12 protein-coding genes are annotated in these 14,050 nt (G+C 75.2%); 7 read left to right on the top strand and 5 right to left on the bottom strand.

Annotated features, from left to right (window positions below):
- Positions 1-16: 16 nt before the first annotated feature.
- Both ACZ5HG_RS15300 and ACZ5HG_RS15295 read right to left on the bottom strand, forming a co-directional pair.
- Positions 17-868 (bottom strand): PRD domain-containing protein, encoded by an 852-nt coding sequence (locus tag ACZ5HG_RS15300; protein ID WP_464177825.1) that lies wholly within the window; start codon positions 866-868, stop codon positions 17-19.
- 76 nt (positions 869-944) lie between these two features.
- On the bottom strand, positions 945-2,951 hold the full coding sequence (locus ACZ5HG_RS15295) for a glucose PTS transporter subunit IIA (RefSeq protein ID WP_464177823.1): 2,007 nt from the start codon (positions 2,949-2,951) through the stop codon (positions 945-947).
- Positions 2,952-3,234: 283 nt separating this feature from the next.
- Here ACZ5HG_RS15295 and ACZ5HG_RS15290 point away from each other — a divergent pair, with 283 nt between their 5' ends.
- Positions 3,235-3,897: a CueP family metal-binding protein gene (locus ACZ5HG_RS15290; RefSeq protein WP_464177821.1), complete on the top strand. Its 663-nt coding sequence runs from the start codon at positions 3,235-3,237 to the stop codon at positions 3,895-3,897.
- Between the two features lie 21 nt (positions 3,898-3,918).
- Here the strand turns inward: ACZ5HG_RS15290 and ACZ5HG_RS15285 are convergent, their stop codons facing one another.
- Positions 3,919-4,749, bottom strand: coding sequence for a siderophore-interacting protein (locus tag ACZ5HG_RS15285; protein WP_464177819.1), 831 nt, complete (start codon positions 4,747-4,749; stop codon positions 3,919-3,921).
- A gap of 111 nt (positions 4,750-4,860) precedes the next feature.
- Here ACZ5HG_RS15285 and ACZ5HG_RS15280 point away from each other — a divergent pair, with 111 nt between their 5' ends.
- From ACZ5HG_RS15280 to ACZ5HG_RS15255, 6 genes are read left to right on the top strand one after another with little or no spacing between them, the layout of a single operon-like run.
- A complete protein-coding gene (locus ACZ5HG_RS15280) occupies positions 4,861-5,859 on the top strand; it encodes an ABC transporter substrate-binding protein (RefSeq protein WP_464177817.1) in 999 nt (332 codons plus the stop codon).
- Positions 5,860-5,897: 38 nt separating this feature from the next.
- The gene (locus tag ACZ5HG_RS15275) at positions 5,898-8,258 is read left to right on the top strand and encodes a hypothetical protein (protein WP_464177815.1); all 2,361 of its coding nucleotides are present in this window, start codon (positions 5,898-5,900) and stop codon (positions 8,256-8,258) included.
- The gene (locus tag ACZ5HG_RS15270; protein ID WP_464177813.1) at positions 8,255-9,160 is read left to right on the top strand and encodes a hypothetical protein; all 906 of its coding nucleotides are present in this window, start codon (positions 8,255-8,257) and stop codon (positions 9,158-9,160) included. The genes ACZ5HG_RS15275 and ACZ5HG_RS15270 overlap by 4 nt, the downstream gene beginning before the upstream one ends.
- Positions 9,157-10,269 (top strand): FecCD family ABC transporter permease, encoded by a 1,113-nt coding sequence (locus ACZ5HG_RS15265; RefSeq protein WP_464177811.1) that lies wholly within the window; start codon positions 9,157-9,159, stop codon positions 10,267-10,269. The genes ACZ5HG_RS15270 and ACZ5HG_RS15265 overlap by 4 nt, the downstream gene beginning before the upstream one ends.
- Positions 10,266-11,333 carry a FecCD family ABC transporter permease gene (locus ACZ5HG_RS15260; RefSeq protein ID WP_464177809.1) on the top strand — a complete coding sequence of 356 codons (1,068 nt, stop codon included), beginning with the start codon at positions 10,266-10,268 and terminating at the stop codon, positions 11,331-11,333. The genes ACZ5HG_RS15265 and ACZ5HG_RS15260 overlap by 4 nt, the downstream gene beginning before the upstream one ends.
- Positions 11,330-12,112, top strand: a complete 783-nt coding sequence (locus tag ACZ5HG_RS15255) for an ABC transporter ATP-binding protein (RefSeq protein WP_464177807.1) — start codon at positions 11,330-11,332, stop codon at positions 12,110-12,112. Before ACZ5HG_RS15260 ends, ACZ5HG_RS15255 begins: the two co-directional genes overlap by 4 nt.
- A gap of 145 nt (positions 12,113-12,257) precedes the next feature.
- On the opposite strand, the gene ACZ5HG_RS15250 is transcribed toward ACZ5HG_RS15255, so the two are convergent.
- Entirely contained in the window at positions 12,258-12,965 is a 708-nt protein-coding gene (locus ACZ5HG_RS15250) for a FadR/GntR family transcriptional regulator (RefSeq protein ID WP_464177806.1), read from the bottom strand.
- 54 nt (positions 12,966-13,019) lie between these two features.
- Positions 13,020-14,033, bottom strand: coding sequence for a LacI family DNA-binding transcriptional regulator (locus ACZ5HG_RS15245; RefSeq protein ID WP_464177804.1), 1,014 nt, complete (start codon positions 14,031-14,033; stop codon positions 13,020-13,022).
- Between the last annotated feature and the right edge of the window lie 17 nt (positions 14,034-14,050).

Here is a 14,050-nt window from a genome sequence, read left to right as displayed (position 1 = left end):
CCGGCCGGATCCGCGCCTACGCCGCCTCGCCCTGCGCGTCGGCCACCACGCGTGCGACGTGCAGCGCGAGGTACGCGACCTCGTCGGGGGTGAGCGTGGCCTGGAGCCGGACCTCGACCAGGCGCGCCAGCCGGTCGGCGGTGTCGACGGCCTCGGGGTAGGTCTGCCGGATCGCGTCGCCGATCGCGGAGTGCCGGGCGTCGTCCAGCTGGCGGCGCTGGTGGATGCGGACGAACAGGTAGCGCAGGTGGGTGATGAACCGCCCGACGCTGACGCCGCCGGTGTCCAGGGCGACGCCGTGCGCGGAGGCGGTGACGTCGAGGAACTGCTGGATCAGGCCGGTCATGGTGTAGCTGAAGGCGAGGTCGCCGGTGGCCAGCCCGGCGTTGACCAGGTGCAGCGCGAGGCCGACGGCCTCGGAGGGCGGCAGCGGCGTGGGCACGCGGGTGTTGATCGCGGCGAGCAGGGCCACCGCCTGCGCGTGCTCCTCGGCGTAGAGGTGGGTGACCTCGGCGAGCAGCGGGTACTCGATCGTCTGCCCGGCGGCGACGCGGGACAGCGCGGAGGAGACGTGGTCGGCCATCGCGACGACCAGCGCGGGGCGGGCGACGACGGCGTGCAGTCCGACCTCGGTCAGGGCGTCGCCGACCAGCTGGACGTGCTCCGGCGGGATGTCGGCGAGCAGCCCGGCGAGGTGGTCGGGGTCGCGGCCGTGGTCGGGCCGGAACACCCGCACGACGCGCTCGGGGTCGACGGCGTCGCCCGGCTTGACCTGGAAGCCGAGGCCGCGGCCGGTGAGGATCACCTCGCTGCCGGAGTCGTCGCGCGCGAGGACCAGGTTGTTGTTGAACACGCGCAGGATGTGCACGGCGCTCCTCACCGGTGGGGCCGGTCGCGCGGGCCGTGCCGGTGCCCGGAGGCTGGCACGGCCCGCACGAGGTCGGTCAGGGCTCGACGTCGATGACGACGTCGCCGAGCACGACGGTACCCGCGGGGCGGGGGGTGACGGTGGTCAGGCTGCGCGCGTTGACGACGGTGACCAGCGTGGTGGTGTCGTAGCCGGCGTCGCGCACCGCGTCCAGGTCGACGGTGACCAGCAGGTCGCCCGCCGCCACGTGGTCGCCCTTCGCGACGGCCAGCGCGAAGCCGGTGCCGGCCATCTTCACCGTGTCGATGCCGACGTGCACCAGCACCTCGACCCCGTCGGCGGTCATGATGCCGAAGGCGTGGCCGGTGTCGGCGACGGTGAGCAGGGTGCCGGCGACCGGCGCGACGACGGTGCCGTCCGACGGGACCACGCCGACGCCCTCACCGAGCGCCTTGGAGGCGAACACCGGGTCGGCGACCTCCTCGATCGGCACGATCGTGCCGGCGACCGGGGTGACGACGGCGTCCGTGGGGGCTGCGGGTGCCGCGGGCGTCGCGTCGACGGTGCCGCCGGCGGCCTCCAGCGCGAGGTCGGCCTCGGCCTGCTCCTTGGCGGCCTTCGCCTCGGCGCGCTGCTCCGGGGTGCGGTAGTCGGACACGATGACCAGCACCATCGACACCACGAAAGCGGCACCGACGGCGATCGCGTACAGCGGCATCGGGTCGAACACCGGGATCGTCAGCAGGGAGGTGAAGGCGAACGCGGTGGTGTCGACGCCGCCGAGCAGGCCGATGATCAGGCCGCCGACCAGGCACCCGACGAGCATGCGCGGGTAGATCCGCTTGAACCGCAGGTGGATGCCGTACAGCGAGGGCTCCGAGATGCCGCCGAGCAGACCGGCGGCGAGCGCCCCGGTGGCGGTCTGGCGCATCTGCACGTCCTTGTCGCGGATCGACAGCACCAGCACACCGGCGGTGGCGCCGAAGCAGGCGAAGTTCCACGCACCCATCGGGCCCTGGATGAAGTCGTAGCCCAGGGTGTTGATGTTGACCAGCATCAGCGCGTTCAGCGGCCAGTGCAGGCCGAGCGGCACCAGGAAGGGGTAGATCAGCGGGATCACGATCGCGAACACGATCGGCGCGTTGCCGTTGAGCCACGCCAGGCCGTCGCCGAGGCCGGAGCCGATCCAGATGCCGAGCGGGCCGAGCAGGAACGCGGTGACCGGGATCATCACGACCATCGACAGGAACGGCACGAAGACCATCTGGATGTTCTCCGGAAACACCCGCTTGAGCGCGCGGTACAGCGGGGCGAGCACCGCGACCATGATCAGCGGCACGAACACCTGGCCGCCGTAGTCGTTGAGCTGCATCGGCAGGCCGAACACGTCGGCCACGCAGGAGGAGGTGCCCAGGGTGGCGTTGGTGGTGCACACCGTGGTCGCCGCGTCGGTGAGCGAGATGAAGTTCGGCGTCATCACCGCGCCCATCACGGTCGCGCCGAGCCATGGGTCGACCTGGAGCTTCTTGGCGGCGTTGTAGGCGACCATGATCGGCAGGAAGTAGAAGACCGCGCGCCACATCGCGTCGACGAACACCCAGGTCGCGGGCTTGTCGGCGGCGCGGAAGTCCACCACGCCGAGCGCGTCGAGCACGGCGGCGAAGGCGATGATCAGCGAGGCGCCGAGCAGCACGCCCAGCAGCGGGCGGAACGAGTCGGACAGGTACTCGAACACCCCGTCCAGCCAGGCGACCTTGCCGCGGGCCTTGGACCGGGCAGCGGCCTTGACGTCGGCGTCGGACTGCCGGCCCGCGCCCACGCCGGCCATCTCCGGCAGGTGCATGATCTGGGTGAAGACGGTCTGCACCGCCCCGCCGACCACCACCTGGTAGCGGTCGCCGGACTGCGGCACGGCACCCATCACGCCGGGCACCGCCTCCACGGCGGCCTGGTCGACCGCCGAGGCGTCGCGCAGCTCGAAACGGAGCCGGGTGGCGCAGTGGGTCAGGCTGAGGACGTTGGACGGTCCTCCGACCGCCCGGATGATCTCCTCGGCCCTGTCGCGCGTCGTCGCGGACGTCATGTGCACTCCTCATCGAGGGCCGGCGTCGCATTCTGGGCACAAAAAAGACCTGAGTCGCATCGCTGCGGCTCAGGTCTTGCCCCGCGACGACGGCGGGTAACAACCCTGGGGAACTCAGGTATTCGCGGAGGAGGCTAGCACGCGTCGGGCGGGGGTGGGTGCGGGACCTGGGTCCCGGGTGCGACGTGGGACGAACCCGGACCATCCGGACGCTTCGCTGGTCGATCGATCGGGGGACCTCCGCCCCAGGCGGCCCGGCGATCCTGCTGCCTAGCGTGGGTGGATGACGACGTCCCGCCGCCCCGCCGTTCTCGTTGCCGCTGTGATCTCGCTCGCCCTGGCCCTCGCCGGGTGCACCGCCGACGACCCGGCGCCGGACGCCGCCGCGTCGTCGAGCACCGACGCGCCGGCCGCCGCCGCGCCGAGCGACGGCTCCGACCCGGTGATGGTCGTCGACCCGGCGACGCTGGCCGACGCCGACCTGGACACCCTGGCCGCCCTCGGTGCCGAGACCCTGATCGCGTCGCTGGAGGCGACCCCGCTGGACCAGCGCCGCACCGACCTGCGCGCCTCGGTGCGCCCGGACGCGGTGCTGCTGTCCGACAGCACCGGCGCCGAGGTCAGCGTGCCCGTGCCCGAGGGGAAGCACTACCTGTCGATCGCGCCCTACGTCACCGGCACCCACGACTGCTTCTTCCACTCGCTGACCACCTGCACCGGCGAGCTGGGCGGGCAGGACGCGAGCGTGCGGATCGTGGACGACGAGTCCGGTGACGTCTACGTGGATGCGACCGGGCCGCTGGAGGACAACGGGTTCCTCGGGTTCTGGCTGCCCGCCGGACGCACCGCGACGGTCACGGTGACGGTGGACGGGCGCGAGGGGACGGCGACGGTGAGCACCGGCGAGGAGGACCTGACCTGCCTGACCAGCCTGCGCGTGGCGTGAGGGCGCGGGTCTGACCCGGCGTCAGTCCGGGTCGCTCGGGTCCAGCGGGGCGTGGTGGTCGAGGGCCGCCACGTCCCGCTTCCAGTACCCGGAGGCGTCCACCTGCGCGGCGGGCAGGCCGAGGTCGCGGCGCAGGTAGCGGCGCAGCGGGACCAGGGCGGTGGCCTCACCGGCCAGCACCACCAGCGTGGTCGGCGCGATCGGGCCGAGCGCGCGCAGGGCGGTCTCCGGGTCGGTGGTGACGGTGGTGGTGACCCGGCGCGGGCCGATCGACGGTTCGAGGTACGCCGCCTGCGCGGGGTCGTCGGTCATCAGCAGCAGGGTCGCGGTGACGGCGGGCGGCGCGAGGCGCAGCCAGCGGGCGGCGGCGGGGAACGCGGTCTCGTCCACGACGAGCACCAGGTGCTCCAGGCCGTCCGGCACCAGGTGCGAGCCGCGGGGGCCCGCGACGGCCAGCGGGTCGCCGACCTGCGCGCGGGCGGCCCAGGCGGAGGCGGGGCCGTCGTCGCCGTGCAGCACGAAGTCGACGTCGAGCTCGCCGCCGTCGCCCGCGTCGGGGCGGAACGCCAGCGGCGTGTAGTCGCGGGCGATCACCGGGCCGGTCGGCGGGACGCGGCTGCCGTCGGGGGCGAAGGGGGTGGCGATCTCGCCGGTGGCCGGGTCGGGGAACAGCAGCTTGACGTGGTCGGCGGGGCCCTCGGCGGCGAACCCGGCGAGGTCGGGACCGGTCAGGGTGATCCGGACCAGCCGGCTGGTCAGCGGGCGGACCGCGCCGACGGTGAGGTGGCGCACGGTGATGCCGTGCCGGACGGTGCGGCGGACGAGCGGGCTGGGCGTGGCGTCGACGGTCACGGACACCCCTTCCTGGCCCGGCTGACGGGCGCCTCGGTTTGAGCGGATGAAGGTTAGGCTACGCTTCGCTGTCGAACCTCCACCCCCTCGTGCTCGAGAGCAGTGACCGTGATGACCTCAGTGAGCCGGCGGACCGGCGCGGCGCTCGTCGCCCTGCTCGCCGTCCTTCTCGCCGGCTGCTCCGGCGGCGCCTCCGCCCCCGCCAGCACCGCCACCGGCGAGACCCGCACCGTGACGGACGTCGAGGGCACGCAGATGCAGGTGCCGGTGCACCCGCAGCGCGTGGTGACGCTGAGCGAGCCCACCCTGGACGGGGCGCTGGCCCTCGGGGTCGAGCCGATCGGCACCACCGCGGGGCGCGGGCAGTCCGGCGTCCCGGCGTACCTGGCCGAGCAGGCGGGCGACGTGCCGATCCTCGGGGCCGTGGCGCAGCCGAACTTCGAGGCGATCGGCGCCGCCGAGCCGGACCTGATCCTGGTGGACGGCACCAGCATCAACAACAACCCCGACGTGATCGCGGTGCTGCGGGCCATCGCCCCCACCTACTACGCCGGCTACGCGGGCGGGGACTGGCGCACCACCTTCACGAACGTGGCCGACGCGCTCAACCTGGCCGACGCCGGGCAGCAGGTGATCGACGACTACGACGCGCACGTCTCCGAGGCCGCCGCCGCGCTGACCGGCTACGCGGACGACACGTTCTCGATCGTGCGCTGGCAGGGCACCTCGGCCAGCCTGATCCTCACCGAGCTGCCCGCCGGCCAGGCGCTCACCGACCTCGGCCTGCACCGCCCGGCCAGCCAGGACCGGCGCGGGCGCGGGCACTCCGAGCCGGTGTCGCTGGAGAACCTGGCGGACATCGACGCGGACTACCTGTTCTTCGGCAGCCTCGGCGGCTCCTCGCTGGGCAACCCCGACGCGGGGGAGTCCGCCGACGTCGACGCCGCGGGCTCCGCGCTCGCCCAGGCCGAGGCGACCCCCGGCTTCACCGACCTGGACGCCTACCGCGAGGGTCACGTGATCCTCGTGGACGGCTCGCTCTGGACCTCCACCGGCGGCCCGCTCCTCATGGGCGGGATCGTCGACTCCGTCGTCGCCGCACTCACCTGAGCCCGGGACCTCCACCCCTCCGCACACGAAGGACCGACATGTCCGCTGCCCGTCTCCCGCGCGCGCTGGTCGCCGCGGCGCTCTCGGTCGTCCTGACGGCCGCCGGCGCCGGGGCCGCCACCGCCGCCCAGCACACCGGTACCTCCGACACCGGCGTGACGATCACCGTCCCGGACCAGGTGGTCCTGGGCGAGGACCTGCACGTCTCCGGCACCGGCTGGGTCACCACCGCCGGTGACGCCGGCTCCGTGATCGCCATCAAGCTGGACGGCGGCTCGGTGAGCACCACGGGCACGGTCACCAACCCGGCCACCGGGCAGGTGCAGGGGAACAAGACGATCTGGGCGATGGTGCAGGCGCAGCCGGACGGCACGTGGAGTGCCGACCTGCCGCTGCCGACCGCGCAGAACGCGACCGCGGCCTGGGCCGCCGGCGAGCACACCCTGAACCTGCTCACCGGCTCGATGCTCACCGGGGACCGGAGCCGCGGCGAGACGGTGACCCTCCAGGTCGTCGCCCCGACCACCGACCCGGAGCCGGAGACCCCGGTCGTCACCGAGCCGTCGTGGGCGCACGAGACCGTGCAGGTCGGCACCGCCGTCGCGTGGGTGGAGCAGCAGGTCGCCGCCGGCGGCACGTCCACGATCCGGCTGCGCGGCACCGGCTGGACCGACACCGCCGGCACCGCCGCCTCGATCGTCGCGATCAAGCTGAACCGGGGCGAGGGCCAGCAGTACACCCGCCCGGCCGGCGAGGTCGTGCAGCACCCCACCGCCTCCGGCGACGACACGATCTGGGCGCTGCTGGCCGCCGACGCCGGCACCACCCACGTGCTGCCGATCGCGGCCGACGGCTCCTTCGACGTGACCCTCGACGCCCCGGCCGGGCTGGTCGCCGGGCAGTACCTCACCCTCACCCTGCAGTCCGGCCGCTTCCTCACCGGGGACGTGCAGCGCACCGTCACCAGCGCCCCGCTCGTCGTGGGCGGCACGCCGTGGGTCGACCCGGGCGACGGCGGCGAGGTCACCACCTGCGTGCCGACCAGCAGCACCCCGACGCTGACCGTGGTCGGGGACGGCAGCGTCGGCGGCACCCTGCACGTCACCGGTGCCGGCTGGTGCCACCCCACCGACGGCGGCTCCCGCCTCGGCATCAAGATCGACGAGGGCGCGTACAGCCGCCTCGACACCACCGTGCACACCAACAAGACGATCTGGGCCACCGTGGACGCGAACCCCGCGGACGGCACGATCGACGCGGAGATCGCCCTGCCGGACGGCACCACCGCCGGTGCGCTCGGCTCCACCCCGGCGTTCACCCAGGGCAGCCACACCCTGCGGGTGCTCACCGGCTCGCTGAAGACCGGTGACACCGTGCGCACGCTGCTGTCTGACTCCTTCGTGGTCGGCGAGTACCAGCCGAACGGCGCCCCGGACCCGGCCGAGGCCACCGAGGACCTCACCGCCGCCGCCGCGGGCGGCGTCACGCTGTCCCGCACCGACACCGCGCTCACCGTGACCGTGCCGGGCGCCGCCGCCGGTGACTGGGCCTTCCTCACCGCGTACGCCGCCGACGGATCGCCGCGCTACCCGTGGAGCACCTGGTTCCGGGTCACCTCCGCCGGCACCGTGGTCGCACCGCTGGCCGGCGTGACGCTGCCGGTCGGCACCACCAAGCTCGCCGTGCAGTCCGGCGACCTGGGCCGCGTCGGCGAGATCCTCGGCTGGGCGTACCTGGTCGTCGCCGCGCCGTCGACCCCCGCGACCACTGTGCCCTCGACCACCGAGGCCGCCACCACCACGACCGTCACGACGACGGCGTCCCGCCCGGTGATCGGCACCACGATCAGCACGGCGATCAGCACCACGGCGCCGACCACGGTCCCGGCCCCGCCGGCCGCCGACGGCACCGGCCTCACCGCCGAGAACGCGGGCCGGGTGTCCGGCGTGCAGGACGGCACGGTCGTCACCCTCACGCTGGCGGGCGCCGCCCCTGGCACGTGGGTGTACCTGTACGCGTACTCCGAGCCGACCGCGGTGGGCTGGGTGCAGGTGGACGCGAACCGCCAGGTCAAGGTGGACGTCGGCCTGCTGCCCGCCGGGGAGCACAAGATCGCCGTGCTGGACGCCGAGGGCGAGCTGGTCGGCTGGACCGGCGCCACCGTGCCCGAGGCCGTCGTGGTGACCACCACCGCCGAGGACGCCGGGGGCTCGGAGGAGGCCGAGGAGCAGACCGTCACCGCGGCTCCCGCCGACGACGCGGAGACCGTCGCCGCACCCGTGGCGGACGCCTCCGGGCTGTCCGCCACTGACGGCTGGCTGATCGGCGGCGGCCTGGTGCTGCTGCTGGTGTGCGTCGCCGGCGGGCTGGTGCTGCGGCGGCGGAAGGTCGCGGCATGAGCGCCGGGCACGGCGGCGCGCGCGGCCGGGCGCGGTCCCGGGTGATCGGTGCGCTGCTGGCGCTGCCGGTGCTGCTCGGTGCCGTCGCCGGTCCCGCGCTCGCGCTGCCGCCGGACGGCGCCGGCTCGGACACCCCGGGCACCGCGGCCTCGGTGTCCCCGACCTCGCTGGCACCCGGCGCGACGATCAGCTTCACGCTGAGCGGGTTCCCCGGCGGCGAGACCGTCTACGTGAAGATCGACGACGGGGTCGGCTACGGCGACACCGCGATCCAGGGGTCCGGCGTGGTGCACCAGCAGGCGATCCCCGCCTCCGGCACCGTGCGCGGGTCGTTCACGCTGCCCGCCGGGATCACCGCGGGCGCGCACTGGCTGCGGTTCCTCGCCAGCGCCGAGCTGACGGACGCCCAGGGGAACTACCTCGGCGTCGAGGGCTACACCCGCAGCGGTGGCACCGACTTCACCGTGGTCGTGCCCGCCGGGTCGACCGGCGCGAGCGGGCCCACCGGCACCTCCGGCGGGTCCGCGGCGGCCGCCGGCAGCACCACGGCCGGTGGGGGGACCACCGGCAGCGGCGCCACCTCGGTCACCGGGCAGGGCGCCGTCGTGCAGGTGCAGCCCGGCGCCCCCGAGGAGACGCCGACAGCGGAGGCCTCGGCAGCGCCCACCGTGGCCGCGACCGACGAGCCGAGCCCGACCGCCACGGCCGTCACCGTCGAGGTGGCCGCCGCCGATGCCGGGTCCGGCACCCCCGTGGTGGGGATCGCGGTCGGCGGGGTGCTCGCACTGGCGGGGGTCGCGTTCGTGGCCGTGACCGCGGTGCAGCGCCGACGCGCCGGAGCGGCTGCGGGTGGCACCGGCGCGGCGGACGAGGGCCTGTCCGGTCCGACCGACCCCCGGTGACCGGGGGCACGTCCGGCGGTCCGGGACCGTTGCGGGACGCCTCGGCACCGCGCGGTGCGGGCCTGGGCGCACCGGGTTCGCCGGACCTGCGTGGGCCGGGGCGCGCTCGCCGCTCCGCCTCCCGGCGCGGTCTCGGGCTGCTGCTGGTGCTCGGCGTGCTGCTGCTCGCGGTCGCGCTCAGCCTGTCGGTGGGGTCCAACCCGATCCCGCTCGGCCGGGTCTGGCACCTGCTGCTGGCCCCCGACGTCTCCACGGCCTCCGGGGTGCTGCACGACCTGCGGCTGCCGCGCACCGTGGTCGGCGTGGTGGTCGGGGCGGCGACCGGGCTGGCCGGGGCGCTGATGCAGTCGCTCACCCGCAACCCGCTGGCCGATCCCGGCGTGCTCGGCGTCAACGCCGGTGCCGGGCTGGCGGTGGTGCTCGCGGTGGCGCTGCTCGGCGTGCAGGGGATCGACGCGTACCTGTGGTTCGCCTTCGCCGGTGCGGCCGTGGCCGCCGCCGGGGTGTACCTGCTCGGCGGTGCCGGGCGCACCGTCGCGACCCCGGCCCGCCTCGCGCTGGCCGGGGTGGCGATCACCGCCGCGCTGTCCGCGCTGACCCAGACCGTGGTGCTCGCCGACGCCGCCGCCCTGGACGAGTTCCGGTTCTGGGTGGCCGGATCGCTGGAGGGCCGGGGCTGGTCCGTGCTGACCGCCGTCGGGCCGTTCGTGGCGATCGGGGTGCTGCTCGCGCTCGCCCTCGGGCCGTCGCTGAACGCGCTGGCGCTCGGCGACCAGACCGGGGCCGCCCTCGGGGTGCGCGTGCGCCGCACGCGGGTGCTGACCGTGCTCGCGGTGACCCTGCTCTGCGGGGCCGCCACCGCCGCCGTCGGTCCGCTGTCCTTCGTCGGGCTGGCCGTGCCGTTCCTCGCGCGGGCGCTGATGGGTTCCGACCAGCGGTGGGTGCTGGTGACCTGCGCGCTGCTCGGCCCCGCCTGGCTGCTGGTCGCCGACGTGCTGGCCCGGGTGGTGCTCGCGCCGCAGGAGGTGCAGGTGGGCATCGTCGCCGCGCTGTGCGGGGCCCCGGTGTTCGTCGCGCTGGTGCGCCGACCGCGGATCCCGGCGCTGTGAGCGGCGGGATCGTGGGCACGGAGCGCGCGGCGCGGCGTCACGCCGTGCTGCCGATCGGGCCGTTCCGCTTCCGGTTCCGTCGGCGGGCGGCCCTCGCGCACCTGGCCGTGCTGGCGGCGATCGTGCTGCTCGCGCTGGTCGCGCTCACCCTGGGCGACTACGGCCTCGACCTCGGGCAGGTGGTGCAGGCGCTCACCGGCCGATCGTCCGACCCGCTGGCCGTGTACTTCGTGCAGGACGTGCGCGCGCCCCGGGTGCTCGGTGCGCTGCTGGTCGGCGCGGCGCTCGGCACCTCCGGCGCGCTGTTCCAGACCCTCACCGGCAACGAGCTCGGCAGCCCGGACGTGATCGGCTTCAGCACCGGTGCGGCCTCGGGCGCGCTGCTCCAGATCCTCGTGGTCGGCGGCGGTCCGCTGGCCGTCGCGGGCGGGGCGGTGACCGGCGGGCTGCTCAGCGCCGGGATCGTCTACGCGCTCGCCTGGCGGCGCGGGGTCGCCGGGTCCCGGCTGGTGCTGGTCGGGATCGGGATCAGCGCCACCCTGGCCGCCGTGAACCAGCTGCTGGTGGTGCGCGCCTCGCTCACCGCCGCGCAGACCGCCGCCCAGTGGCTCGCCGGGTCGCTCAACGCGGTGCTGTGGCCGCAGGTCGGCCTGCTCGCCGCGGCGGCGGTCGTGCTGCTGCCCGCGTCCTGGCTGCTCGCCCGACCGCTCGGGATGCTGCCGCTCGGCGACCCCCTCGCCGTGGGCGTCGGGGTGCGGGTGGAGCGCACCCGGCTGCTGGCGATCGTGGTCGGCGTCGCGCTGGTCGCCGTCGCCACCGCCACCGCCGGACCCGTCGCCTTCGTCGCGCTCGCCGCCCCGCACGTCGCCCGCCGTCTCGCCGGCACCGCCGGCGTGCCCACCGTCGGCGCCGGGCTGACCGGGGCGCTGCTGGTGCTCGCCGCCGACGTGGTGGCGCAGCGGGTGCTCGCCCCGACCCAGCTGGCCGTGGGCGTCGTGACCGGCGCGCTCGGCGGCGTCTACCTGATCGCGCTGCTGGCCTCGCGCTGGAGGAGGAGTCGATGACCGAGGGTGCGTCCCGTCTGCGCGGCGAGGGGCTGGTGGTCGGCTACGGCGGCGACCCGGTGCTCGACGGCGTGGACCTCGCCGTGCTGGAGGGCGAGCTGACCGTGATCGTCGGCCCCAACGCCTGCGGCAAGTCGACGCTGCTGCGCGCGCTGGCCCGGATGCTGCCGGTGCGCGGCGGGCAGGTGCTGCTCGACGACCGCCCGCTCGGCGGCTACGCCCCGAAGGAGATCGCCCGCCGGCTCGCGATGCTGCCGCAGGGACCGACCGCACCGGACGGCATGGTGGTGGCCGACCTGGTCGCGCGCGGGCGCTACCCGCACCAGTCGCTGCTGCGCCAGTGGTCGGGCGCCGACCAGCAGGCCGTGGACGCGGCGCTCGCCGCCGCCGGGGTGACCGATCTCGCCGACCGCCCGGTGGACCAGCTGTCCGGCGGGCAGCGCCAGCGGGTGTGGATCGCGATGGCCCTGGCGCAGGAGACGCCGCTGCTGCTGCTGGACGAGCCGACCACGTACCTCGACCTCGGTCACCAGGTGGAGGTGCTCGACCTCGCCCGCCGCCTGCACCGCGAGGGCCGCACCGTCGTCGCCGTGCTGCACGAGCTGCACCTCGCGTTCCGCTACGCCACCCACCTGGTCGTCATGCACCGCGGCGCCGTGGTGGCCCAGGGCGACCCTCGCGAGATCGTGACGGCCGACCTGATCGAGCGCGTCTTCGGCCTCCCCTGCGTGGTGGTCCCCGACCCGGTAGCGGGCACCCCCCTGGTCGTGCCCCTCTAGCCCGCACGCGGGCCCGCCGAGTTGTCATCTCTTGTCGCTTCAGCACGCCCGGAAGCGACAAGTTCTGACAACTCGGCGAGAATGGTGGGCGCGAGCGCGGGCGCAGGCCGCGGGCCGCGGGCCGCAGGTAGCGCGTGGGCGGCGCTCAGGCCTTGGTCCGCACGGCCGGCACCAGGTCGCGGTCGGCGTGCGTGGCCATCGCCGCCGCCGCCCCGTCGGCGTCCCCGCGCAGCACCGCGTCCAGCACCGCGCCGTGGTCGGCCCGCCGCTCCTCGGCGGTGGCGCCGTGAACCAGGTCACCGCGGTCGGTGGCGGCGCGCACGCCGACCAGGACCCCGGCGTAGAGCTCGGCGAGCAGGGTGTTGCCGGAGGCCTCCAGCAGCACGGAGTGGAACTGCCCCGGCGTCCGCCCCCGCTCGGAACCGGGACCAGAACCGGAACCCGTGCACGCCGCGCGCCCCGGCAGGTCGGCGCCGTGCGCGGCGACCAGGGCGTCGCGCAGCGCCGGGGTGGCGTGCAGGGCGGCGAGGCGGGCGCCCTCGACCTCCAGCGCGCGGCGGGTGCCGAGCAGGTCGGCGAGCGCGTGGTGCGCGATGAAGTCGGCGAGCACCGAGGAGACCGGCATCCGGGAGCGCACGAAGGTGCCGCGGGAGACCAGGGTCTCCAGCATGCCGAGGTTGGCCAGCGAGCGGACCGCCTCGCGGACGGTGGTGCGGCCGACGCCGATCAGCTCCATGAGCTCCGGCTCGGTGGGGATGCGGGAGTTCACCGGCCACTCGCCGGAGGCGATCTTGCCCTGCAGGTAGGCGAGCGTCGTCTGGGCGAGCGAGGTCCCGACGGCGGCGTTCGGCATGGTCAGCAGCCTAGTCCGCCGTCGCCGCCCACCCTCGGCGCGGACCCGCCGGGCTCAGCCCTGGGTGGAGGCCCGCACCACCAGCTCCGGCTGGAGCACCACGTGCTCGACCGGGGCGTCGGCGGCCAGCAGGATCTCGGCGCCGCGCCGGCCCATCGCGTAGGACGGCTGGCGCACGGAGGTCAGCGGCAGCGCGAGCTCCCCGGCGATCTCGATGTCGTCGTAGCCGACCACGTCCACGGCGGTGAGCAGGTCGGTGCCGCCGAGCCGGCGCAGCGCGCGCTGCACGCCGATCGCCACCAGGTCGTTCACGCACATGATCGCCTCGGGCGCCCGGTCCCGCCGTTCCGCGGTGGCGACCAGCGCGGCGTCCCCGCCGGCGGCGTCCAGCGTGGCGAGCGTGACCTCGTCGATCACCTCGGCGGGGTCCAGGCCGGCGTCCCGCACCGCCCGGTCCGCACCGGCGCGTCGGGCCGCGGCCTGCCGGACGGAGGCCGGGCCGTTGAGGAAGGTGATCCGCCGGTGCCCGCGCTCCAGCAGGTGCCCGGCGGCGAGCGCCCCGCCCGCGGCGTCGTCCACCGCCACCGAGGACAGCTCGGCGGAGGGGGAGGGCGCGTCGACCAGCACCACCCGCACGCCGCGCCGCTGCATCTCCAGGTAGGGGGTCAGGTCGGCGGCGGAGGGGACGGCGAGCACCCCGGCGACGCCGTGCTCCTCGAACAGCCGCAGGTACTTGGCCTCGCGCTCGGCGTCCCCGTCGGAGTCGGCCAGCATCAGCATGTGGTCGGCCTCGGCCAGCCGGTCCTCCATGCCGCGCGCCAGGTCGGTGAAGAACGGGTTGCGGATGTCGAGCAGCAGCGTGCCGACGGTGGTGGTCTCGCCGGCGCGCAGCTGACGGGCGGCGCCGTTGCGCACGAAGTCGAGCTCCTGCATCGCGGCGTGCACGCGCTCGCGGGTGGCGTCGGCGACCTTGTCCGGGTAGTTCAGCACGTTCGACACGGTGCCGACCGAGACCCCGGCGTGGCGGGCGACGTCGAGCACCGAGGCGCGGCGGGTGGATCTGGGCACCGCCCGATCCTGGCACC

This window comes from Cellulomonas sp. GTC20042, from assembly GCF_055389595.1.
The sequence above is the reverse complement of the archived record's forward strand: the minus strand, read 5'-3'. Positions and strand labels throughout refer to the sequence as shown.